General features: G+C 58.8%; 19 protein-coding genes and 1 pseudogene. 8 read left to right on the forward strand and 12 right to left on the reverse strand.

Annotated elements, in window-relative coordinates; translation table 11 throughout:
- Positions 1–24 precede the first annotated feature (24 nt).
- A complete protein-coding gene (gene oadA, locus QFX16_RS29035) occupies positions 25–1848 on the reverse strand; it encodes a sodium-extruding oxaloacetate decarboxylase subunit alpha (protein ID WP_283182270.1) in 1824 nt (607 codons plus the stop codon).
- Positions 1849–1859: 11 nt separating this feature from the next.
- Positions 1860–3275, reverse strand: coding sequence for an acetyl-CoA carboxylase biotin carboxylase subunit (locus QFX16_RS29040; protein ID WP_008156643.1), 1416 nt, complete (start codon positions 3273–3275; stop codon positions 1860–1862).
- Between the two features lie 190 nt (positions 3276–3465).
- Between QFX16_RS29040 and QFX16_RS29045 the strand changes: the two genes are divergently transcribed.
- Positions 3466–4428 (forward strand): LysR family transcriptional regulator, encoded by a 963-nt coding sequence (locus tag QFX16_RS29045; protein ID WP_283182271.1) that lies wholly within the window; start codon positions 3466–3468, stop codon positions 4426–4428.
- Here the strand turns inward: QFX16_RS29045 and QFX16_RS29050 are convergent.
- From QFX16_RS29050 to QFX16_RS29060, 3 genes are all read right to left on the reverse strand, one after another.
- Positions 4370–4579, reverse strand: coding sequence for a PA3496 family putative envelope integrity protein (locus QFX16_RS29050; RefSeq protein ID WP_283182272.1), 210 nt, complete (start codon positions 4577–4579; stop codon positions 4370–4372). The genes QFX16_RS29045 and QFX16_RS29050 overlap by 59 nt on opposite strands.
- Positions 4580–4792: 213 nt before the next feature.
- The gene (gene hexR / locus QFX16_RS29055) at positions 4793–5659 is read right to left on the reverse strand and encodes a transcriptional regulator HexR (RefSeq protein WP_008156648.1); all 867 of its coding nucleotides are present in this window, start codon (positions 5657–5659) and stop codon (positions 4793–4795) included.
- A 134-nt stretch (positions 5660–5793) separates the two neighbouring features.
- Positions 5794–8667: an EAL domain-containing protein gene (locus tag QFX16_RS29060; RefSeq protein WP_283182273.1), complete on the reverse strand. Its 2874-nt coding sequence runs from the start codon at positions 8665–8667 to the stop codon at positions 5794–5796.
- A 259-nt stretch (positions 8668–8926) separates the two neighbouring features.
- Here QFX16_RS29060 and uvrD point away from each other — a divergent pair, with 259 nt between their 5' ends.
- From uvrD to QFX16_RS29075, 3 genes are all read left to right on the forward strand, one after another.
- Positions 8927–11110, forward strand: coding sequence for a DNA helicase II (uvrD, locus tag QFX16_RS29065; RefSeq protein WP_283182274.1), 2184 nt, complete (start codon positions 8927–8929; stop codon positions 11108–11110).
- Between the two features lie 238 nt (positions 11111–11348).
- Positions 11349–12224 carry a Tim44 domain-containing protein gene (locus QFX16_RS29070; RefSeq protein WP_283182275.1) on the forward strand — a complete coding sequence of 292 codons (876 nt, stop codon included), beginning with the start codon at positions 11349–11351 and terminating at the stop codon, positions 12222–12224.
- A gap of 136 nt (positions 12225–12360) precedes the next feature.
- A complete protein-coding gene (locus tag QFX16_RS29075; RefSeq protein WP_008156656.1) occupies positions 12361–12768 on the forward strand; it encodes an SMI1/KNR4 family protein in 408 nt (135 codons plus the stop codon).
- A 169-nt stretch (positions 12769–12937) separates the two neighbouring features.
- Here QFX16_RS29075 and QFX16_RS29080 read toward each other — a convergent pair whose 3' ends face one another.
- On the reverse strand, positions 12938–14701 hold the full coding sequence (locus tag QFX16_RS29080) for a cation:proton antiporter (RefSeq protein WP_283182276.1): 1764 nt from the start codon (positions 14699–14701) through the stop codon (positions 12938–12940).
- 289 nt (positions 14702–14990) lie between these two features.
- Here QFX16_RS29080 and QFX16_RS29085 point away from each other — a divergent pair, with 289 nt between their 5' ends.
- A complete protein-coding gene (locus tag QFX16_RS29085; protein ID WP_008156660.1) occupies positions 14991–15473 on the forward strand; it encodes an acyl-CoA thioesterase in 483 nt (160 codons plus the stop codon).
- Positions 15474–15527: 54 nt separating this feature from the next.
- Here QFX16_RS29085 and pdxY read toward each other — a convergent pair whose 3' ends face one another.
- Positions 15528–16400, reverse strand: a complete 873-nt coding sequence (gene pdxY, locus QFX16_RS29090; RefSeq protein WP_283182277.1) for a pyridoxal kinase PdxY — start codon at positions 16398–16400, stop codon at positions 15528–15530.
- Between the two features lie 120 nt (positions 16401–16520).
- Here pdxY and QFX16_RS29095 point away from each other — a divergent pair, with 120 nt between their 5' ends.
- The gene (locus QFX16_RS29095; RefSeq protein ID WP_129439855.1) at positions 16521–16934 is read left to right on the forward strand and encodes a DUF3301 domain-containing protein; all 414 of its coding nucleotides are present in this window, start codon (positions 16521–16523) and stop codon (positions 16932–16934) included.
- A 1-nt stretch (position 16935) separates the two neighbouring features.
- On the opposite strand, the gene QFX16_RS29100 is transcribed toward QFX16_RS29095, so the two are convergent.
- Positions 16936–17907, reverse strand: coding sequence for a CobW family GTP-binding protein (locus tag QFX16_RS29100; RefSeq protein WP_283182278.1), 972 nt, complete (start codon positions 17905–17907; stop codon positions 16936–16938).
- 26 nt (positions 17908–17933) lie between these two features.
- Here QFX16_RS29100 and QFX16_RS29105 point away from each other — a divergent pair, with 26 nt between their 5' ends.
- The gene (locus QFX16_RS29105; RefSeq protein WP_283182279.1) at positions 17934–18290 is read left to right on the forward strand and encodes an NADH:ubiquinone oxidoreductase; all 357 of its coding nucleotides are present in this window, start codon (positions 17934–17936) and stop codon (positions 18288–18290) included.
- 4 nt (positions 18291–18294) lie between these two features.
- Here QFX16_RS29105 and QFX16_RS29110 read toward each other — a convergent pair whose 3' ends face one another.
- Together QFX16_RS29110 and zigA are read right to left on the reverse strand one after the other, a co-directional pair.
- Entirely contained in the window at positions 18295–18945 is a 651-nt protein-coding gene (locus QFX16_RS29110) for a DUF1826 domain-containing protein (protein ID WP_283182280.1), read from the reverse strand.
- Positions 18945–20153, reverse strand: a complete 1209-nt coding sequence (gene zigA / locus QFX16_RS29115; RefSeq protein ID WP_283182281.1) for a zinc metallochaperone GTPase ZigA — start codon at positions 20151–20153, stop codon at positions 18945–18947. Before zigA ends, QFX16_RS29110 begins: the two co-directional genes overlap by 1 nt.
- A 143-nt stretch (positions 20154–20296) precedes the next feature.
- Here zigA and QFX16_RS29120 point away from each other — a divergent pair, with 143 nt between their 5' ends.
- Complete coding sequence (locus QFX16_RS29120; RefSeq protein WP_283182282.1) at positions 20297–20674, forward strand: glutamine synthetase; 378 nt, start codon at positions 20297–20299, stop codon at positions 20672–20674.
- Between the two features lie 76 nt (positions 20675–20750).
- Here the strand turns inward: QFX16_RS29120 and QFX16_RS29125 are convergent, their stop codons facing one another.
- Positions 20751–21221, reverse strand: a complete 471-nt coding sequence (locus QFX16_RS29125; protein WP_283182283.1) for a hypothetical protein — start codon at positions 21219–21221, stop codon at positions 20751–20753.
- A 253-nt stretch (positions 21222–21474) separates the two neighbouring features.
- Positions 21475–21993: pseudogene (locus QFX16_RS29130) on the reverse strand (AMIN domain-containing protein); the annotation flags it as partial.
- Positions 21994–22008: the final 15 nt, after the last annotated feature.

The raw sequence follows: 22008 nt of genomic DNA on the forward strand, positions 1-22008 counted from the left end.
AAGCGGTATATCGAGGCTGTTAACTCAGCCTTCGATCTCGATCAGGATTTCGCCCGGATTCACCCGGTCGCCCTTGGCCACGTGGATGGCGGTGACTTTGCCGGCGATGGCCGCCTGGACTTCGGTTTCCATCTTCATCGCTTCGGTGATCAGTACGGCCTGACCGGCTTTCACGGTGTCGCCTTCCTTGACCAGCACGTCGACGATGTTGCCCGGCATGGTGGTGCTGACGTGGCCCGGCGCAGTGGCTTGCTTGCGCTTGCTGCTGCCGCCGCTGACGAATTCGTTGAGCGGTTCGAACACCACTTCTTCCGGCATGCCGTCGATGGACAGGTAGAAGTGACGCTTGCCTTCAGCCTTGACGCCGACACCGGTGATGTCGACGCGGTAGGTTTCGCCGTGGACGTCGATGACGAACTCGGTCGGCACGCCTTCGCCACCGGCAGAGGTCACACCGCCGGCTTCAGGAATCGGTAGCAGCACTTCAGGCGTCAGGGTGCCGGCGGCGCGTTCTTCGAGGAACTTGCGACCGATGTCCGGGAACATGGCGTAGGTCAGCACGTCTTCTTCAGACTTGGCCACGGTGCCGATTTCGGCACGCAGTTTGGTCATCTCCGGCTTGAGCAGGTCGGCCGGGCGCACGTCGATCACTTCTTCGCTGCCGATGGCCTGGCGACGCAGTTTTTCGTTCACGGTGCCTGGCGCCTTGCCGTAGCCGCCCTGCAGGTAAAGCTTCACTTCGTTGGTGATGGTCTTGTAGCGCTCGCCGGCCAGCACGTTGAAGAACGCCTGGGTGCCGACGATCTGCGAGGTCGGGGTCACCAGCGGCGGGAAGCCGAGGTCTTCACGAACGCGCGGGATTTCGGCCAGCACTTCGGCCATGCGGTTCAGGGCGCCCTGCTCTTTCAACTGGTTGGCCAGGTTGGAAATCATCCCGCCCGGGACCTGGTTGACTTGAACGCGGGTATCGACGGCGGTGAACTCGCTTTCGAACTGGTGGTACTTCTTGCGCACGGCGTAGAAGTACAAGCCAATCTCTTGCAGCAGTTCCAGGTTCAGGCCGGTGTCGAACTCGCTGCCTTTAAGGGCGGCGACCATCGATTCGGTGCCCGGATGGCTGGTGCCCGAGGCGAAGCTGGAGATCGCGGTGTCGATGTGATCGGCGCCGTTCTCGATGGCCTTCAGTTGGCACATCGTTGCCATGCCCGCGGTATCGTGCGAGTGAATGAACACGGGCAGCGATTGCTCGGACTTCAACGCTTTGACCAGTTCGCCGGTGGCGTACGGCGTCAGCAGGCCGGCCATGTCCTTGATCGCCACCGAGTCGCAACCCATGGCTTCCATCTGCTTGGCTTGCGCCACGAATGCCTCGATGGTGTGCACCGGGCTGGTGGTGTATGCGATGGTGCCTTGAGCGTGTTTGCCAGCCGCTTTCACCGCTTCGATGGCGACTCGCAGGTTACGCACGTCGTTCATGGCGTCGAAGATGCGGAACACATCGATGCCGTTGACCGCGGCTTTGGCGACGAAGGCTTTGACCACGTCGTCGCTGTAGTGGCGGTAGCCCAGCAGGTTCTGGCCACGCAGGAGCATTTGCAGGCGAGTGTTAGGCAGCGCAGCGCGCAGTTGGCGCAGACGCTCCCACGGGTCTTCTTTCAGGAAGCGAACGCAGGCGTCGAAGGTCGCGCCGCCCCAGACTTCCAGCGACCAGTAGCCGACTTTGTCGAGCTTGTCGCAGATCGGCAGCATGTCTTCGGTGCGCATGCGAGTCGCGAGCAGCGATTGGTGGGCGTCGCGCAGGATTGTGTCGGTTACGTGGATACGCTTTGTAGGTAAAGAGTTAGTCATTGGAGTATTCCTCACAGGCCTGCGTGGGCGGCGATGGCGGCGGCGATGGCCAGGGCCAGCTCTTCGGGTTTGCGCTTGATCGAGTAGTTGGTCAGTTCAGGGTGGCTTTCAACGAAGCTGGTATTGAACTGGCCGCTACGGAATTCCGGGTTACGCAGGATTTCCTGGTAGTACGCGGCGGTGGTCTTGACCCCTTGCAGACGCATGTCGTCGAGGGCGCGCAAGCCACGGTCCATCGCCTCTTCCCAGGTCAGCGCCCAGACCACCAGTTTCAGGCACATGGAGTCGTAGAACGGCGGAATGGTGTAGCCGGTGTAGATCGCGGTGTCGGTACGTACGCCGGGACCGCCGGGTGCGTAGTAACGGGTGATCTTGCCGAAGCTCGGCAGGAAGTTGTTTTTCGGGTCTTCGGCGTTGATTCGGAATTGCAGCGCGAAACCGCGGTGCTGGATGTCTTCCTGTTTCACCGAAAGCGGCAAACCGGAGGCGATGCGGATCTGCTCGCGAACGATGTCGATGCCGGTGATTTCTTCGGTGATCGTGTGTTCCACTTGCACCCGGGTGTTCATCTCCATGAAGTACACCTCGCCTTCGGCGAGCAGGAACTCCACGGTGCCGGCGTTCTCGTAACCTACGGCCTTGGCTGCGCGCACCGACAGGTCGCCGATGTAGGCGCGCTGTTCCGGAGTCAGCTGCGGGCTTGGGGCGATCTCGATGAGCTTCTGGTTACGGCGCTGGATCGAGCAGTCACGCTCGAACAGGTGCACCACGTTGCCAAAACTGTCGCCGAGGATCTGCGCTTCGATGTGTTTCGGATTGACGATGCATTTTTCCAGGAACACTTCCGCCGAACCAAAGGCCTTGGTCGCTTCGGAAATGACCCGAGGGAATGCTTGTTCAAGTTCTTCCCGGCTGTCGCAGCGACGGATACCACGGCCACCACCACCGGAAGTCGCCTTGAGCATCACCGGATAACCGATGCGGTCGCCTTCGATCAAAGCTTCCGCGATATCCGCGACGTTGCCTTCGGTTCCCGGGGTGACGGGTACGCCAGCCTTGATCATGCTGCGACGGGCTTCAGTCTTGTCGCCCATGCGGCGAATCACTTCAGCCGATGGACCGATGAATTTGATGCCGCGTTCAGCGCAGATGTCTGCCAGTTCGGCGTTTTCCGAGAGGAAACCGTAGCCGGGGTGCAGCGCATCGCAACCGGTTTCTACCGCCAGATTCACCAGCTTGCGCGCATTCAGGTAACCGGCCAGTGGCTCGGCACCGATGCTGTGGGCCTCGTCCGCGCGTTTCACATGCAAGGCATGGCGGTCGGCGTCGGAATAGATCGCGACCGAGCGAATGCCCATCTCGGCGCAGGCACGTACGATTCGTACGGCAATCTCACCACGGTTGGCGATCAGGATCTTTTTTATCACTTGGAGGTTCCCTTGAGCCGGTGGTACCCACGACCTGCTAGACCAGGTCGACGCGTGACCAAATGTTTCGATTCAGTCGCAGCCCCACACTAGCCCCCAGAAGGGATTAACAAAAATGATTAATTATTGGGTCAGCCATAAGTAAAGACTTATAGTTGACGCATCAGCCTGCGGTGAGAGCGTCTATAAAATGCGTAAGTCCTTGATGCGTATGACATTACGTCAATTACAGATCTTCAATGAGGTCTGTGATTTGCGGTCCTACAGCCGCGCAGCCGATGAAATGTCTCTCACACAACCTGCCGTGAGCCTACAGATTCGTCAACTTGAGGAGCTGATTGGTCAACCTTTGTTCGATTACGTCGGCAAAAAGCTCTACATGACCGAGGCAGCCGAAGCCCTTCAACGCGCCAGCCGGGACATTTTCGGGCGCCTGGAAAACCTCGACATGCAGCTTTCTGACATGCAGGGATCGCTGCAAGGACAGCTGAAACTGGCGGTGGAATCCAGCGCCAAGTATTTCGTGCCGCACCTGTTTGCCGCGTTCAAGCGCCAGCATCCGGAAGTGAACCTGCACCTGACGGTGGTTAACCGCGGACAAGTGATTCGACGCCTTTCGGACAATCGCGATGATTTGGTGATTATGTCGATGGTGCCGCAAGACATGGGGTTGGAGTTTCTGCCGTTTCTCAACAATCCAATCGTGGCCGTGGCGCCGCCGGATCATCCGCTGTCCCATATGGGACAGCTGCGCTTGCAGGATCTGGAGCCTTATACGCTGCTGTTGCGCGAACCGGGCTCCGGTACGCGACTGGCTTGCGAGGAGTATTTCAAGGAGAAGCGCGTGCACTTCACGCAGACCCAAGAGGTGGCGTCGGCCGAAGCCCAGCGTGAATGCGTACGGGCGGGTCTGGGCCTGGCGCTGTTGACGCGCCACGCCCTGAACCTTGAGTTGGCGACCGGCGCACTCATAGAGCTGCCAGTCGAAGAGCTGCCGTTGTACCGCAGCTGGTGCCTGGTGCAAGCCAAGGCGAAACGGCTGTCACCGGTGGCGCACGCGTTCCTTGCGTTTATTCGCAGCGAGCGGGTGCAGATCAGCGCGCTGGTTGAGCGTTTCGACGGGAAGTTGCCGGTGCCGCCTGCCAGTAGTTGAGCTCCAGCTCAGGGCAATCACCGATCTCGGCCAGCAGTTGGCGACGATCGCAGCGATCTTCGATAGCGCGACGAAACTCCATGCGGCGCTGGTCTTCCTGCTGACGACGGGTTCTGGCGGCGCTGTTGCGTTCTTCGTAGGGCTGGGCCATTTCGAGTCTCCCAAGGCGATTACGGGAGTTTCAAGATAGGCTCGAGGGATGACGGTTTGGCGGCGGGAGGGTTACAGGGATGTGAATTTTCGGCGCTTTCTAGGACGGTTTCGCGAGCAGGCTCGCTCCCACAGGAGAACGCGATCAAATAATGTGGGAGCGAGCCTGCTCGCGATAAGGTCGGAACGACCTTCCAGCCATTTCAGATCAAGCTCAATCGTCCAGCGCTTTTACCGATTTAGGCGACAGCCGCAAGCTGCGCAGGCTGCGTTTGACGCTCTTGAGGTGATTGACCAGGCTCGGCCCACGCGCCATGGCCACGCCCATCGCCAACACGTCGATCACCACCAGGTGGGCGATGCGCGAGGTCAGCGGTGTATAGATCTCAGTGTCTTCGTGCACATCGATCGCCAGGTTGACGGTCGACAGCTCGGCCAACGGTGTCTGGCTCGGGCACAAGGTAATCAGCGAAGCGCCGCTTTCGCGCACCAGGTTGGCGGTGATCAACAAATCTTTGGAACGCCCGGACTGGGAAATACAGATTGCCACATCGGTCGGTTTCAACGTGACCGCCGACATCGCCTGCATGTGCGGGTCGGAATACGCCGCCGCCGTCAGCAACAAACGGAAGAACTTGTGCTGGGCATCGGCCGCCACTGCACCCGACGCGCCAAAGCCATAGAACTCGACCCGCTGAGCCTGAGACATGAGCGACACAGCACGCTGCAACTCCACCGGATCGAGCTTCTCGCGAACCTCCATCAGGGTGTGCAGCGTGGTGTCGAAGATTTTCAGGCTGTAGTCAGCGACCGAATCATCTTCATGGATCGCGAACTGCCCGAAGCTCGCGCCGGCAGCAAGACTCTGCGCCAGCTTCAGCTTCAAATCCTGGAAACCGGAACAACCGATGGCGCGGCAAAAGCGCACGATGGTCGGTTCGCTGATGCCCACGTTGTGGGCCAGGTCGGCCATGGAGCTGTGCATCACCGCCGCAGGATCAAGCAGCACGTGGTCTGCGACCTTGAGCTCCGACTTGCGTAAGAGGTGGCGTGACTGGGCGATGTGTTGCAGCAGATTCAAAGGGCTGGACTCTTTGTTATTGGCAGTGCCGGGGATGTAGCGCGCTTGTAGTTATACTACAAGAATCGGCTTTTTGCCTGCTCAATGCGTAACTCGATGTCCCCATTTCACGCCACATGCGCTCCATGTAGCCCCTACAAGGGTTTCGCGTCCGCACGCAACAGCTCGGCCAGGCCATCGGCCTCGACCGGGCGGCTGATCAAATACCCCTGCACTTCATCGCAGTGCTCGGTTTTCAAAAACTCAAGCTGCTCCTGCCGCTCCACCCCTTCAGCCACTACTTTCAACGACAAGCCGTGCGCCATGGCAATGATCGCCCGGGTGATCGCCGCGTCCTCGCTGCCCTCCCCCAGACCGCGGATAAACGCCTGATCGATCTTCACGTAATCCACCGGGATGCGCTTGAGGTAGCTCAGGGACGAATACCCGGTGCCAAAGTCATCTATCGCCAACTTGACCCCCAAATCCCGCAGTTGCTGGAAGGTCGCGATGATGTGCTCGACGCTGTCCAGCAGCTGACTTTCGGTGAGTTCCAGTTCGAGGTAGTGCGGCGCCAGGCCGGTTTCTTCCAGCACCTGGCGGACAAGGCTGACCAGCTTGCCCTGACGCAGTTGATGCACCGACAGATTGACCGACACCCGAATCGGCGCAAGCCCCTGGCGCTGCCACTCACAGGCTTGCCAGCAGGCCTGACGCAACACGAACTCGCCAATAGGGCCGATCAACCCGGTCTCCTCGGCCAGGCCGATGAAGTCCCCCGGCGGCACACGGCCCATGGTCGGATGATCCCAGCGCACCAGTGCCTCGGCGGCATTCAACCGGCCCGTAGCGAGGCACAGCTTCGGTTGGTAAAACACCTTCAGCTGCTTCTCTTCGATGGCTTTACGCAGCTGATTTTCCAGCTGCAAGCGCTCCAGCGTGCTGGCTTGCAGGCTGTCCGTGTAGAACTGGAAGTTATTTCCGCCCAGATGCTTGGCGTGCTGCATGGCCATATTTGACTGATGGACCAGCGCGGAAATTTCTCGCGCGTTGTCCGGCAACATGCTGATGCCCATGGATGCGCTGACCACCAACTCATGGCCATCGACAGTGATTGGCAAACGCAGTTTGGTCGACAGTCGGGTCGCCACCCGCGCCAGACTCGACAGGTTGCCGTAGGCATTGAACAACACGGCAAATTCATCGCCGGATAAGCGAGCGATGGTGTCCGCCTCAGGCAACGCGTTGACCAGCCGCCGGGCCATTTTCTGCAAGAGCTGGTCGGCGATTTCATGGCCAAGGCTGTCGTTGAGCAGCTTGAAGCGATCCAGATTGATGTGCAGCAACGCCAGACTGCGGTAGCCGCCCTGGCGCACCCGCTGATGGGCCTCGCTTAGCCGTTCGCGGAACAGTGAACGGTTGGCCAGCCCAGTCAATTCATCGTAATGGGTCAGGTAACGCATGCGTTCTTCGGATTCGCGGCGAGCCGATAGATCGGCGAAGAAGCCCACGATATGGCTCACATTTCCCCGAGCATCGCGCACAGCATTGAGTTGCAACCATTGCGGATACACCTCGCCATTCTTGCGGGTTTCTACCAGCTCGCCCTGCCAACTGCCGTGCTGCTCCAGTGCCTGATGAATCGCCGCGTAGTGCCGGCGGGCGTCGCGACTGCACGGCAACTCGACCACGTTGCGTCCGATCATGTCTTCAATGTCGTAGCCGGTGACTCGGCTGAAGGCCTGATTGACCGCGATCAGCGCGTAATTCGGATCGAAAATCACGATACCTTCGCTGGCGGCCTCGAACACCGTCGCGGCCAATTGCCGCTGCTCTTCCAAGCCTTTGCTGACGCTGATGTCGCGACGGGTGCCGACCATGCGGATCACTCGGCCATTTTCCCCACGCTCAACGGCCCGGCCACGGTCCTCGATCCAGACCCAATGGCCATCGCCGTGGCGCACGCGGTACTCGATTTGGTAGTCCTCGCTGCGGCCCTTCAAATGCTCGACCAGCGCGCGCTTGAGCGACGGCAAGTCATCAGGGTGCAAGCGCGGCTTGAGGTGGCGGAGCATCGCCGTTACGAGTTCCGGTTCCAGGCCGAACAGCTCCTGAAGGTGGGTGTGATGGACTTCGTCGGTTTGCAGGTTCCAGTCCCACAACCCGAGCTCACTGGCCTTCAACGCCAGCGCCAGACGCGCTTCACTCTTGCTCAGGGCCTGATTGGCGGCGTCCAGCTCCAGGCTGCGCTGGGCAACTCGGCTTTCCAGCTCGATCTGAATTTGCCGCAGCTCGTCTTCGGCACGACGGCGCTGGTCGATTTCCTTGGCCAGCTTTTGATTGAGCTGGTCGCTGCAGCTTTGCGCCTGCTGCAAGTGCTCGATCAGTGCCTGATTCTGGAAGCGCCGCAACAGTCCGCTATCGATGAGCCGATTGACCTGCCAGGCAACCACACTCAACGCACCCAGTAAAATCAGCCCGAACCAGCCCCATCCCTGATCTTGCTCATCGCCGCCCAAGAACAGATAGCCGATGGCCGGCAACAGACAGGGCAAGGTAAAGGACAGGAACGCCGGCAGGCTGACCGCGTAGGCAACACTGGCCGAAAGCGCTGCGGCGCCGATCAGGCCAAACACCCAGGCTTGCTGCATGAAGTTATCGGCCGGTACCAGCGCAATGCCGGCGCCGGCCAGGGTCAGGCCGGTCATGGCCGAACCCAGCAAAAACATGCGGCGCCAGATCGGATGGGCCTGACGATTGGGTATCGCCGAATCGAAGGCCGCGACTTGAATTACCCGCAACGCCACCAGCGACAACAGCCACACCAGCCAGACGCTGACCAGAAAGTAACGTTGCGGACTCCAAAGCAAGCCAGCGCAGACCAGACCGTTGATCAACATGAATAACGTGGGCAGCAACGAGCCCTGATAAAGCAGACGCGTGCGTTCGACCGCCATTTCCATGGCGTACTGTTTGCGGATAACCCGGGGCTCCACAACGGGGCCCGACAGGTCGGTGCTGAGGGTCATAGGCAATGTTCTTGTTCTTATAATGGTGAGCATGAGCCCGAAACGTCGACGGAGCATACACAAGCAAATGCCCGGACCAAACTGCCCCAGGTCATAAAATCGACAAAAACTGCAGCCCCCTTTACCCCCTGAAAAGCCTTGGAGCGAGCCCCGCCAACGCCTGCAAGCCAGTGACCGACCGGTCGTCATCCGTGCTTCTTTCATCGGCTAATGCAAAGCTCGGTTTGCCCGGTGTGACGGCGCACCCTAGAATGCCCCGATGCGCGATGATCTCTCCCTTCTGCTGAACTCCCTCAACGATGCCCAACGCCAGGCCGTAGCTGCCTCCGTGGGTCGTCAGTTGGTCCTGGCCGGTGCTGGTTCCGGTAAAACCCGAGTGCTGGTGCACCGTATCGCCTGGTTGATCCAGGTCGAAAACGCCTCGCCCCACTCCATCCTGTCGGTGACCTTCACCAATAAGGCCGCTGCCGAGATGCGTCATCGCATCGAGCAGCTGATGGGTATCAGCCCGGCCGGCATGTGGGTCGGCACCTTCCACGGCCTGGCGCACCGCTTGCTGCGGGCGCACTGGCAGGAAGCCGGCCTGAGCCAGACTTTCCAGATTCTCGACAGCGACGACCAGCAACGACTGGTCAAGCGAGTGATCCGCGAGCTGGGTCTGGACGAGCAACGCTGGCCGGCCCGTCAGGCCCAATGGTTCATCAACGGGCAGAAAGACGAAGGTCTGCGTCCGCAACACATTCAAGCCAGCGGCGATCTGTTCCTGGCGACCATGCGCAGCATTTATGAAGCCTATGAGGCTGCGTGCCTGCGCGCTGGCGTGATCGATTTCTCCGAACTGCTGCTGCGTGCCCTCGATCTGTGGCGCGATCATCCGGGCCTGCTGGCGCACTACCAGAAGCGCTTCCGGCACATTTTGGTGGACGAGTTCCAGGACACCAACGCCGTGCAGTACGCCTGGTTGCGACTGCTGGCCAAGGGCGGTGACAGCCTGATGGTGGTCGGCGACGACGATCAGTCGATCTACGGCTGGCGCGGCGCGAAAATCGAAAACATTTATCAGTATTCCGACGATTTTCCGGATGCTGAAACCATTCGTCTGGAGCAAAACTACCGCTCCACCGCCGGTATCCTTAAAGCAGCCAACGCCCTGATCGCCAACAACACGGGACGCATGGGCAAAGAGCTGTGGACCGACGGTGGCGAAGGCGAAGCGATCAACCTGTACGCCGCGTTCAACGAACACGATGAAGCACGCTACGTGGTGGAAACCATCGAAAGCGCGCTGAAAACCGGCTTGGCTCGCAGTGATATCGCGATTTTGTACCGCTCCAACGCCCAATCACGCGTTTTGGAAGAAGCCTTGCTGCGTGAGCGCATTCCGTACCGCATCTATGGCGGTCAGCGCTTCTTCGAGCGGGCAGAAATCAAAAACGCCATGGCCTACCTGCGCTTGCTGGAAGGTCGCGGCAACGATGCAGCACTGGAGCGGGTGATCAACGTCCCGGCCCGTGGTATCGGTGAGAAAACCGTCGAAGCGATTCGCGACCATGCCCGTCACAGCGATGTGTCGATGTGGGAAGCCATGCGCCTGCTGGTCGCCAATAAAGGCCTGACCGGTCGCGCGGCCGGTGCTCTTGGCGCATTTATCGAGCTGATCGAGAACCTCGCCGCCAAGTGCATGGACATGCCACTGCACCTGATGACCCAGACTGTCATCGAGCAGTCCGGGCTGATTGCCTACCACGAAGCGGAAAAAGGCGAAAAAGGCCAGGCTCGGGTAGAAAACCTTGAGGAACTGGTCAGCGCCGCACGCAACTTCGAAAACGCTGAAGAAGACGAAGATCTGACGCCATTGGCGGCGTTCCTCGGTCACGCGTCACTGGAGGCCGGAGATACTCAGGCCGACGAGCACGAAGACAGCATTCAGTTGATGACTTTGCACAGCGCCAAGGGTCTGGAATTCCCTTACGTGTTCCTGGTGGGCATGGAAGAAGGCCTGTTCCCGCACAAGATGAGCCTTGAAGAACCGGGTCGTCTTGAAGAGGAGCGCCGTTTGGCCTACGTCGGTATCACCCGGGCCATGCAGAACCTGGTGATGACCTATGCTGAAACCCGACGCCTGTACGGCAGCGAGACTTACAACAAGGTGTCGCGTTTCGTACGTGAAGTGCCGAAAGGCCTGATCCAGGAAGTGCGGCTGTCCAACAGCGTCAGCCGTCCGTTCGGCGGTGGCCAGCAGCAGAGCTCCAGCAGCCTGTTTGGCGGTAGCGAGATCCCGGACACCGGGTTCAGCCTTGGCCAGGCCGTGCGGCATTCGGTGTTCGGCGACGGCGTGATCCTGAACTTCGAAGGTGCCGGGGCTCAGGCTCGGGTGCAGGTGAACTTTAGCGAAGGCAGCAAGTGGCTGATGTTGGGTTATGCGAAGCTGGAAGCTATTTAGGTTCCGATGATCGTTCCCACGCTCTGCATGGGAACGATCTATCTGCGCTGCACTCGCTGCGGGCATTCCTACAGAACTTATCCACTCGTCTTACAGACCAAAGTTAACAGGCCTTATTGCGCTGACTGAAGCTGAATACAACCTGTCAGGCAAAAGCCCGAAACACTCTGCCGCTAGCCAGTAACACTTCAGCTGTGCAACATGGCGTGCGTGCCATCCACAAATGGGAATTCCCTTTATGAAACGTTTTCTTAGCATCGCCATGGCGTTGTGCATCGGCCTGACGATGAGCCTCGACGCCAATGCCGCCAAGCGCTTTGGTGGCGGCAAGAGCTCCGGCGCTGCACCGACTCACCAGACCAGCCAAATGGCTCCTTCTTCTGCCGCAGGTGGTGCTGCCGCCACTGCGGGCGCGGCCGGTGCTGCTGGCGCTGCCGCCAAGGCCGGCGGTGCTTCGCGCTGGCTCGGCCCTCTGGCCGGTATCGCGGCCGGTGGCCTGTTGGCCTCCATGTTCATGGGCGGCGGCTTCCAGGGCATGCAGATCTTCGACATCCTGATCATGGCGGTCATCGCCTTCCTGGTCTTCCGTTTCATCGCCGCTCGTCGTCGCAAGCAACAGGAGCACATGGCTCCAGCTGGCGCTCCGATGCAGCGTGAAGTGTTCGAGCAGAAGCCAACGGCCATGGGTTCGATCTTCGGCGGCTCGGCAGCACCGGTTGCCGCTCGTCCGGTAATCAATGCTCCGGCCTGGTTCAATGAAAATAATTTCATTGAAGCGGCCCGCAACCACTTCCAGTCCCTGCAGCAACACTGGGACGCCAACGAAATGGACAAGATCGCCGAGTTCGTGACCCCGCAACTGCTGGAGTTCCTCAAGCGCGAACGTGCCGATCTGGGCGACGATTTCCAGTCCACCTACATTGATAACCTCAATGTTCAACTGGACGGCGTGGATGACCGTGCCGACAAGACCATCGCCACCCTGACCTTCACCGGTGTGTCGAAGAGCTCGCGTTTCGACCAGGGCGAAGTGTTCAGCGAAAGCTGGAACATGGAACGTCCGCAGGGCGAGAACCAGCCTTGGCTGGTCGCCGGTATCCGCCAGAACGGCTGATCCCTCCCGCGTTAAGCATGCTGTAATAAAAACCCCAGCCTCGGCTGGGGTTTTCTATTTCGCGGTTGCATCTATAGCGAGCTACTGTATAAACCGCCCCAACTAAACCGCGCCATCAAGCAAGAGGATCCCGGACGTGGAAGAAATCATCGAACAACTGCGTGAAGCCAACGAACCGGTACCGGTCCCCTTGGAGTTACCCGACGAAGATCAACTGGTAGAAATCGAAGAACAGCTGTTCATCGACATTCCATTTGTCTTCAGAGAATTTTTGCTGACCGTCAGCGACGTCGTCTACGGCAGCCTGGAGCCGGTAACCGTTACCGACCCGCAATCCCACACCTACCTGCCGGACGTTGCCGCCAACGCCTGGGATGCGGGTGTTGATCGCAGCATGATTCCGATCTGCCAGGACGGTGACAACTACTACCTGGTCGAAGAAGACGGCACCGTGGTGCTGTGGTTGGCCGAAGAAGAGCTGATCGCCGAAGAAACCTGGGAATCGGTGTGGCACTGGGCGCGGGACGTCTGGCTGGAAAGCTGATTGAGCTCGACTTGTAGCCATAGCAGCTGGCGCAGCCTGCGCTCGGTTCGGGCCGCATTCGGACGAAGCAGTCGTAGACCCTGCGACTCGATTACCCTGAAACTCCTCATTGCCTGACTTGCGACTGCTACGCAGTCGAACGCAGCCTTCGGCAGCTGCTACAGAGGTCTCAGTGGCTTGAGGAGTCCTTGTGGTTGTCCAGTGTTTCGAGCAACGCCACCTGCATCCGCGTGTGTACGCGGATGAACCAGCGCCAGAGCAGCGCCGCTACAGCGGCCGCGACGACGACGATCAGCACCAGCAACTTGTTGGTCGGCAGAATACTGGCCGACAAGGCTGCCAGCAGCAGAAAAATCACCAGCAGCGAGAGGATCGGGATCACTTCGGCGATCACCCGACGCACTCGCTGCGTCTGGCGGCCGGCCTTCTCCGGCTTCACGCCCATCTCCGCCAACAGCATCGAGAGCGCCTTGAGCTTGCGATAGGCGGCGATCAGGAACGGTAGCGACAACAGCAACGCCCCGCCCCAAATCAACGCTTTCTGCCAGCTCGGGTCGCTGATCCAGTCTTGCAGGTAAGCGGACATGCGCTCGGCGAAAAAAGCACCCGAGAAGAAGATCGCAATCACCAGCGCCAGATTGACTCCCACCTGCAACAGAATCCGCCGAATCATCGACGCCAACAGCGCGCCCTCGCCCTGAGGCTGGATGCTGCGCAGCCATTCGCCGTACATCCCCAATACCCTGCCCAGTCGCTTCGGCATCACCGCGGCGAGCTTGATCGACAGCGGATCAGCCGCGCGGATCAGGTAGGGCGTCAGCAACGTGGTGATCACCGAGACGGCAACGGCGACCGGGTAAAGGAAGTTGCTGGTGACCTGCAACGTCATGCCAAGCGCGGCGATGATGAAAGAAAATTCGCCAATCTGCGAAAGCCCCATCCCGACGCGAAGTGAGGTGCGTCCATCATTGCCAGCGATAAAGGCGCCAAGACCGCAAGAAAACATCTTGCCCAGCACCACAGCCACGGTGATCACCGCAATCGGCCACGCGTATTGCAGCAGGATCATCGGATCGAGCATCAGCCCGATGGCGACAAAGAAGATCGCACTGAACAGATCGCGAACCGGTTCGATCAAGCGCTCGATTTTCAGCAATTGCCGGGACTCAGCCATGATCGCGCCAATCAGGAAGGCACCGAGCACCATGCTGTACTCAAGTTTGACCACCAGCAAACAGAAGCCGAAACACAGGCCTAACACCGTGATCAGCAGCATTTCATTGCTTTCGAACTTCGCCACGTAAGCCAGCAATCGCGGCACCAGCAGGATGCCGATCACCAGTGCGACAATCATGAACAGCGAGAGCTTGCCGACCGTGGAAAACACTTCGCCAGAACTGACCGTGCCGCTGACCGCGATGCTCGACAACAAGGCGATGATGCCGATGCCAAGGATGTCTTCAACGATCAGCACGCCGAAAATCAGCTGCGCGAAGCGCTCATTCTTCATCTTCAGGTCGTTGAGCGCCTTGACGATGATGGTGGTGGACGAAATCGCCAGGATCGCGCCAAGGAACAGCGAGTCCATGGAGTTCCAGTCAAACCAGCGACCAATTTCGTAGCCGATCCAGATCATCAGCACGATTTCCAAATACGCCGCAATGAACGCCGTGGCGCCGACCTTGAACAGCTTGCGCAGGCTGAACTCCAGGCCCAGGCAGAACATCAGGAAAATCACCCCGAGTTCGGCGAGGGTTTTGATGGTTTCTTCATCGTGGATCAGGCTGAACGGCGGGGTGTGCGGGCCGATGATGAAGCCGGCGACGATGTAGCCGAGTACCACCGGTTGTTTGAAGCGATGAAACAGCACGGTCACCACACCCGCGATCAACATGATCACTGCCAGGTCCTGAATAAAACTGATGGCGTGCATGGTGTGGGGCTCCTTGGGTGACATTGCTCAAGCGACAGACGTGGGAAAGGTCTGTTCGAACAAGGTAAAAATCCACTTTCCGCGTGGGAATTACCCTTGAGAAGGGGCTTTTGAAGGTTAACACCGCGACTTCCGGCAGAAAGGCGGTGCAATATATGGAAACAGATCGATCCAGGCGTGACGGCAGCCACCTGCCCGGCGTCCCGATAACTGTTGGTTTGAAAAAGCTGACGAGGCGCCCGCAGAGGTGCCGCCCTCCCGAAATTCTGCCTTGAACCGTGAGAACGCTATGGAACCCGGAAACGCACAACTGTCGATGACGGTATTGATGACCCCCGACATGGCCAACTTCTCTGGCAATGTCCACGGCGGTACCTTGCTCAAATACCTCGACGAAGTGGCTTACGCGTGCGCCAGCCGTTATGCCGGCCGCTACGTGGTGACCCTGTCGGTGGACCAGGTGATTTTTCGTGAACCGATCCATGTCGGCGAACTGGTGACCTTTCTGGCCTCGGTCAATTACACCGGCAACACCTCCATGGAGGTGGGCATCAAGGTAGTGACCGAAAACATCCGCGAGCGCTCGGTGCGCCACACCAACAGCTGCTTCTTCACCATGGTCGCAGTGGATGACGACCGCAAACCGGCTGTTGTCCCGCCACTGCAACCGCAGAACAGCGAAGACAAACGCCGCTTCATGCAGGCCCAGCAACGTCGGCAGATTCGTCAGGAGCTGGAAAAGCGTTATCAGGACATCAAGGGCGACGCCTGATATCGACAAAGTCGCAGCCAGCGCAAAGGCTGCGATTTTTTTCCGCGAATGTTGTTACAAACTGATCGGTGTCGCTTCAAACCGCACTCGCGGGTGGGCAATCCGGTCCTGAGCCCGCACCAGTTCCAGCTCATAGCTGGAGCAAGCCTGGGTTTCCAGCAGCACTTCATGCACCGCCGACGCTGCGAATTCGAAAGCCGCCACCAGGCTATCGCCCAACAGCACGCGAGCCAGAAACAGTCCGGAGGTCAGGTCGCCGACGCCCACCGGCTGACGCGGGAACGCCAGCAGCGGACGGCGCAAATGCCAGCTGCCTTCGGCCGTCACCAACAACATCTCGAAAACATCCGCCAGTTTACCGGGATAGTCCAGATGCTTGACCAGCACAGCCTTCGGACCGCGCGTCAGCAGCGCTCGCGCCATGGCCAGGCAATCGAACAACGATTGCGGCTTGCGCCCCGAAAAGCTGTCCAGCTCCAGCTGGTTCGGGCACATGAAGTCCGCCACGGCAGCCGCCTCCTCCAGCAGAAAATCGCTGACTTCCGCGGGCACGCTGCAACCCTTCTCCGGATGGCCCATCACCGGGTCACACAGATACAGTGCCTTGGGATTCATCGACTTGATCCGCGCCACCCCCGTCAGGATCGCCCGACCCTGGGCAGCACTGCCGAGATAGCCAGACAGCACGGCGTCGCAGTTGCCCAGTTCGCCAATCGCCGCGATGCCTTCGACCAGGTCGGGAATCTGATGCGGCGCCAGCACTTCACCGGCCCACTGGCCGTACTGGGTGTGGTTGGAGAACTGCACCGTATTGAGCGGCCAGACATTCACCCCGACCCGCTGCATCGGGAAAACCGCGGCGCTGTTGCCAGCGTGGCCGAACACCACGTGGGACTGGATGGCGAGCAGATGGGGCGTACGTTTCATGCGGTGGGTTTTCCGTCAAACGATTGAAATTCAAGCCGCGCAGTATGCGACTAAACGCAGCCTGTACGACAGACCGGCGACGCAGTTAAGCTGACACTATCTTGTTGGAGCAACGTGTTGATGCTGACCCTTGGAAATATCTTCGTCCTGATGCTGCTTGCCACCGGTGGCGCGTGGTTATGGCACAACCATGGCTTGCGCGAGCGCGCGCTGGAGCGGGTCAAGCTGCATTGCGCAAAGCTCGGAATCGAGCTGCTGGACGGCAACGTGGCCTTGAAGAAGATCGCATTCATTAAAGACGCCAACGGCCGGCGGCGCCTCGCCCGTGTGTATAACTTCGAATTCACCGTGACCGGTGAAAGCCGTCACAACGGCACCATCACCCAGTTCGGCGCCCACAGTGCACAGATTGAGCTGGCGCCCTACCCGATGCCGTTCGACGACACACCTGCGGTGACCGATGTAGTGAAACCGCGCGCTGAGGTGATCGAGATGAGCCAGTGGCGGCAAGAACACACTAAATGGCGTCCTTGATTCAAGTCGGGCTCGACCGGCAGTCGGCTAGAGCTCTTTGCAATGAATCAACATCCTGCGGCTCACTGAAAATCAGCTCGATACGCGAATCACGCCGCCATTCGCTGGGCTGCCAATCCAGCACCGAGTTTTCCAGCGCATTCGCCGAAACCCAACCGTCGATGCTGTGGATAACCAGCTTCGCCCGCCGCCAGGCAAGGCTTTCAAGCCAACGGCCAACGAGCGTCGCGTCGAAAGCCTGACTGGGATGCCAACGCCACCCAACGCTCCAGCCGCCCTCCTGCTCCTGGCTCAAGCAAATTGGCAGCGCAGGATCGGTCCAGATGGCTGGCAGCTGTGCCAATCCTTTGGGCGCAACGAAGTTATCCACAGCCGCTACAGCCTGAACCCCAAGCCCTGGTAACTCACTCAATGGCAACGCGGCTTGCTGCGTCCAGTACAACGGACGCGCCGGCAACTGTGCGGTGATTCGCTGACGATCAGCATCGTCGATATTTTCGGCTTTATTCATCAGCAACAACCCGGCGCTCTTGAGCGCTTCCTGTTGCGCCACCGGCAGCGGTTTGCCGGCAGCAAGTGCCTGGGCGTCCAGCACCAGCACGCAGGGTTGAACAGCCAACACACCTTGCCACGGCACCTCACTCAATTGCCTGAGCAATTGCGCCGGATGCCCCAGCCCGGAGGGCTCGATAAACAGTCGATCCGGCCGCGCCTTGCGCAGCAAACGCCCGAGGCCGATCTGAAACGGCGCACCATTCACGCAACACAAACAGCCCCCGGCCACTTCACCCAGTGCGATACCATCGGCGTCCTGAGTCAGCAATGCAGCGTCGAGGCCGATCTGACCGAACTCGTTGATCAGCACTGCCCAACGCTCATTCGCTGGCCGCTGCGCCAGCAAGTGCTTGATCAGGCTGGTCTTGCCGGCACCCAAGGGGCCAGCAATGACATGAGTGGGAATGTTCTGCAACATGGTCGAAAGTTTCTGAGGAGGTAAGGATGCGGTTGATGGGATTGTCGTTGCTCCTGGCGCTCACTTCAGGTGAGGCGCTGGCTCAAGCCTGCGTGGTACATAGCACGGCTGCGCGACTCGACGTGAAAGTCTGCCAGCAGAACCGCAACATTCCGGAAAAACTGTTCGCCGATGGTTTCTGCCAGCCGAACCTTCCTGACCAGAAAGTTGAGGTGCAGTACGTCGACCAATGCCCCTCTGGCGCGTTCGGCGTGTGCAACAACGCCCAAGTCGCCAATATGCCTTACCGGCAGGATATTCACTATTACGGCGTAGCCACGGATGCGGCGTATTTGAAGCCGTTTTGCGAAACCCAGAGCCAGGGAACCTGGCTCAAGCCGTGAGCCGCTAGCTCAGCCAGTCGAGCGTCAGGATCAGCCGCCGCTCACCGGACGCAAGCTGTGGCGACCGGTGAATAAGGCCGAAACCTTCGTTGCCATGCCATTTCTCGCCTTTGAGCAACGCGACTTCACCGCTGGCGATCTGCTCGATCAGCGGACCGTCCTGGGTTTCGGCTTCGGCGTTGCCCAGTTGTCGGCGATCCATCGCACCTTCCTTCAACCACTGGCTGCCGATACCGCAATACGTGGTGATCAGCCGCACCGGCACATGATCGACGTGGAAACGCGGGCACATGGCCTTGTCCAGGACCCGCAAGCGCAGGCCGATACGCTTGGCGCCCATCAAACAGGCGAAAGCACTGACCAGCCAGGAGACGTCGGCGATGAAACCTTCGTAACCTTCGAGATCGCTGAAACCTGAGGCTAATCCGTGAAGATTGGGTTCGGTGTCATCGCTGGGCAGTTCCAGAACCAGCGACTCGGCCAACGGCTCGTTCAGGGACAGCAGCAAACTGCCGAAATCAGCGATGTGCGCCGGCAATTGGCGCTGCCAAACGGCGAGGTTTACGCCGTCATCCAGTATTCGGGTGAGCGCTTGCGGCGTCTCACCTTGAACCTGATAAATGATCGGCCGCAGTGTCAGACTGGGTGCCAACATCAGGCTGCCGCCTCTTCATGCCACGGGCCAAATGGATCTGGCAGTAGTCGCCAGCCCTCGATGCCTAACGCCATTTCATCGTCGGTCAGCAGGCAATTGTCGAGTTCGCTGGTGAGTTGCGCGAAGTCGATGTTCTGGCCGATGAACACCAGCTCCTGGCGGCAATCGCCGCTGGCTGCGGTCCAGTTTTCCATGATCCCGGCGGTGCTTTCTTCGTCCTGCGGCCACTGGGTTTTCGGCACGAAACGCCACCAGCGCCCGGCGAAACCATGGCGCATCAGTCCGCCGGCCTGGGACCAGCTCCCGGCGTCCATGTGCTTGCTGGCCAGCCAGAAGAAACCCTTGGAGCGCAGCAGTTTGCCGTTCACCCACGGACGGTCGATGAAGCTGAAAAAGCGCTGCGGATGAAACGGTCGGCGTGCTCGGTAGGCTGTCGAGGCGATGCCATATTCCTCGGTTTCGGGCACGTGTTCGCCACGCAGTTCCTGTAACCAGCCCGGCGCCTGAGCGGCCTTCTCGAAGTCGAAACGGCCGGTATTCAGGATCTTCGCCAAGGGAATTTCGCCCATGACCATCGGGATGATTTCCGCCTGGGCGTTAAGCCGCTCAAGGATCGCGATCAGCTCCTGGCGTTCGCTGCTGCTGATCAAGTCGATCTTGCTGATCAGAATCACGTCGGCGAATTCGATCTGCTCGATCAACAGGTCGGTGATCGAGCGTTCGTCCTCTTCACCCAAGGTTTCACCACGGGAGGCGAGGCTTTCGGCGGCCTGATAGTCGAGCAGGAAGTTCATGCCATCGACCACGGTGACCATGGTGTCGAGCCGGGCGATGTCGGCCAGGCTCTGCCCTTCTTCATCGCGGAAGGTGAAGGTTTCCGCCACGGGCAGTGGCTCGGAAATGCCGGTGGATTCGATCAATAAATAATCAAAGCGACCCTCCTTGGCGAGTTTGCTCACCTCTTCCAACAAGTCTTCGCGCAAGGTGCAGCAAATGCAGCCATTGCTCATCTCCACCAGTTTTTCTTCCGCACGATTCAGGGTGACATCGCGCTGAACTTCACCGCCATCAATGTTGATTTCGCTCATATCATTGACGATCACGGCGACGCGCAGGTTGTCGCGATTGCGCAGCACGTAGTTGAGCAGCGTGCTTTTGCCCGCGCCGAGAAAGCCCGACAGGACGGTGACGGGGAGACGATTGGGCATCAGGTATTCCTCATAGAGATGCCCGGTCGCAGTGTCGGGCTTAACTTGATGTTATAGTATAACAACACAATCAAGCCACTCCCCTCTTGCCCATGATGGCAAAGGGCACGATGCTTAAGCCCGTTCGGTCCGTGAGAAATCCTATGCGTGTAGCCCTGAAAATAACGCTGATGAGCGTTTCGTTGCTGATTGCTGTCGACGCCTGGGCGCAAATCCCGAGCCTGGCCAAATGCACCCGAAGCGCCAATCTGCTGTCCTGCGTGGATGGCGACGGCAATGCCTACAGCGTCAATACCGTCGGTAGCACGATCTATTTGCGCGGCTTCGAAGTGGCCGGCAAACGCTATTGGGCGCAAACCAACAACCGCTACGGGCAACTGACGTTCTTTACCGGTCTCGCATCCGATGGCGAAGCCTGGGTCGGCTACAACCGCCGGGTTGGCTGGACAACCATCAACCGGTTTTCCAGTTCCGGCGACAGCAGCGCCAAGTTCACGTGTAGCCGGATTACAGGCTGCTGAGCCTACAACAAGTCATTGCGTGACTTCGCGCACTTACTCAACAGGTCTCAACAACTCGTCCGCTCTTACTGCCAAGTTACTCTTCTTGTTCGATGATGAAACGGTCAACCGCCATATATTGTCCGTCAGAGCCGAAGTCAATCTCGAGTCGTGATATGGAACCTGCTTCCCCACGGCCATACTTAACTACTTGGGCTACATCGCTTTGCAGTTTTAGTTCCTCGATAAGCGATCCGCCTTGATCAAAACAACGACAAACACGATCATTGGCGTTAGTTCCGTGATACAAAAACTCGAAACGTTTAATCCTTGGATGTTTGAACGTAACTATCAAGTTTCCGTGTCCAAAATGACCACTAGCGTCTGAATGTAGACCTTTACCGCTAAAGCCTCCCTCGGAACGGACGTCTCCGATACTCATCCCTAACTCATGACTCCATGAGGTTGTAATGAATGTCATGTGTGGGGTAACCAGCATTTCTCCGGTCTCATACCTGCGTGCTTCGAGAGAATCAAAATCCTCAACATACTTTTCAACTTGCATCACCAGCCCCTCCAGAATGTAACTTAGGATAAATATTCTCGATCTATTAACACCTATAATTAAGCATCGTCGCTCAAGCACCGTCTACTGTCAGATATGACAGGTCACAAGCAGCTTTTAGACCATTTTAATATCAGAGTCGATTTTTTATTCCTCTTTAGTTTCTACAACAAGTGTTCACATTAATGCGAAAGTTCAACCAACTTTTTTCTGACCCTTTAGCCAGGCGATGTAGCTATCGATCGGCGGATTTTTTTTTGGCTCCGACCGCTCCCGGATCTTTGCCGCCATGACTAGGGTCGAACACGACGATGATGTCGCGCTTGGGGTGAGACTTGTCGACGGGCGGCTCGGGCGCAGCCGTCATTTGTAACGACACAGCCGTCTTCAGATCGAGTACCAGTCGATGTCCCTGACCGTCCTGTGGCGGCATTAAAAAACTGGCGAGCTGCACTGGGCCGCTGAGGTCGAGGACGATTCGCGTATCACCAACGCCAAATTGTCCGGAGCGGATAGAGCGAATCACGGTGTTGCTGAGCGCCATCTGACGGAAGTCGCCACTGAGGTTGGCGCCACTCAGATCGATGATCAGCCGTTCGGGAGCGCTCAGGGAAAACGTTTTGTATTGCACCGGCCCGCTCAGATCAAACACCAATCGCAACTTGTCATCCGAACGCCAGAGCCGCGCATTGCGAATCTGTGTGGCCGAGACGCCAAACGGTAAAGCGAAGGCCGCGCTGGCCATGATCAGGTTGAGCAAGTGACGTCTGTGCATGATGAAAGCCTGTTC

It is taken from the genome of Pseudomonas svalbardensis (assembly GCF_030053115.1).
Classification (GTDB): Bacteria; Pseudomonadota; Gammaproteobacteria; order Pseudomonadales; family Pseudomonadaceae; genus Aquipseudomonas; species Aquipseudomonas svalbardensis.

Excerpts from the sequence above, each read along its gene's own strand:
- QFX16_RS29060 (WP_283182273.1), bottom strand. The coding sequence starts at position 8,667 with ATGACCCTCAGCACCGACCTGTCGGGCCCCGTTGTGGAGCCCCGGGTT.
- oadA (WP_283182270.1), bottom strand. The coding sequence starts at position 1,848 with ATGACTAACTCTTTACCTACAAAGCGTATCCACGTAACCGACACAATC.
- pdxY (WP_283182277.1), bottom strand. The coding sequence starts at position 16,400 with ATGAAACGTACGCCCCATCTGCTCGCCATCCAGTCCCACGTGGTGTTC.
- QFX16_RS29070 (WP_283182275.1), top strand. The coding sequence starts at position 11,349 with ATGAAACGTTTTCTTAGCATCGCCATGGCGTTGTGCATCGGCCTGACG.
- QFX16_RS29120 (WP_283182282.1), top strand. The coding sequence starts at position 20,297 with ATGCGTGTAGCCCTGAAAATAACGCTGATGAGCGTTTCGTTGCTGATT.
- QFX16_RS29080 (WP_283182276.1), bottom strand. The coding sequence starts at position 14,701 with ATGCACGCCATCAGTTTTATTCAGGACCTGGCAGTGATCATGTTGATC.
- QFX16_RS29095 (WP_129439855.1), top strand. The coding sequence starts at position 16,521 with ATGCTGACCCTTGGAAATATCTTCGTCCTGATGCTGCTTGCCACCGGT.
- QFX16_RS29105 (WP_283182279.1), top strand. The coding sequence starts at position 17,934 with ATGCGGTTGATGGGATTGTCGTTGCTCCTGGCGCTCACTTCAGGTGAG.
- QFX16_RS29085 (WP_008156660.1), top strand. The coding sequence starts at position 14,991 with ATGGAACCCGGAAACGCACAACTGTCGATGACGGTATTGATGACCCCC.
- QFX16_RS29110 (WP_283182280.1), bottom strand. The coding sequence starts at position 18,945 with ATGTTGGCACCCAGTCTGACACTGCGGCCGATCATTTATCAGGTTCAA.
- zigA (WP_283182281.1), bottom strand. The coding sequence starts at position 20,153 with ATGCCCAATCGTCTCCCCGTCACCGTCCTGTCGGGCTTTCTCGGCGCG.
- QFX16_RS29050 (WP_283182272.1), bottom strand. The coding sequence starts at position 4,579 with ATGGCCCAGCCCTACGAAGAACGCAACAGCGCCGCCAGAACCCGTCGT.
- uvrD (WP_283182274.1), top strand. The coding sequence starts at position 8,927 with ATGCGCGATGATCTCTCCCTTCTGCTGAACTCCCTCAACGATGCCCAA.
- QFX16_RS29045 (WP_283182271.1), top strand. The coding sequence starts at position 3,466 with ATGCGTAAGTCCTTGATGCGTATGACATTACGTCAATTACAGATCTTC.
- QFX16_RS29100 (WP_283182278.1), bottom strand. The coding sequence starts at position 17,907 with ATGTTGCAGAACATTCCCACTCATGTCATTGCTGGCCCCTTGGGTGCC.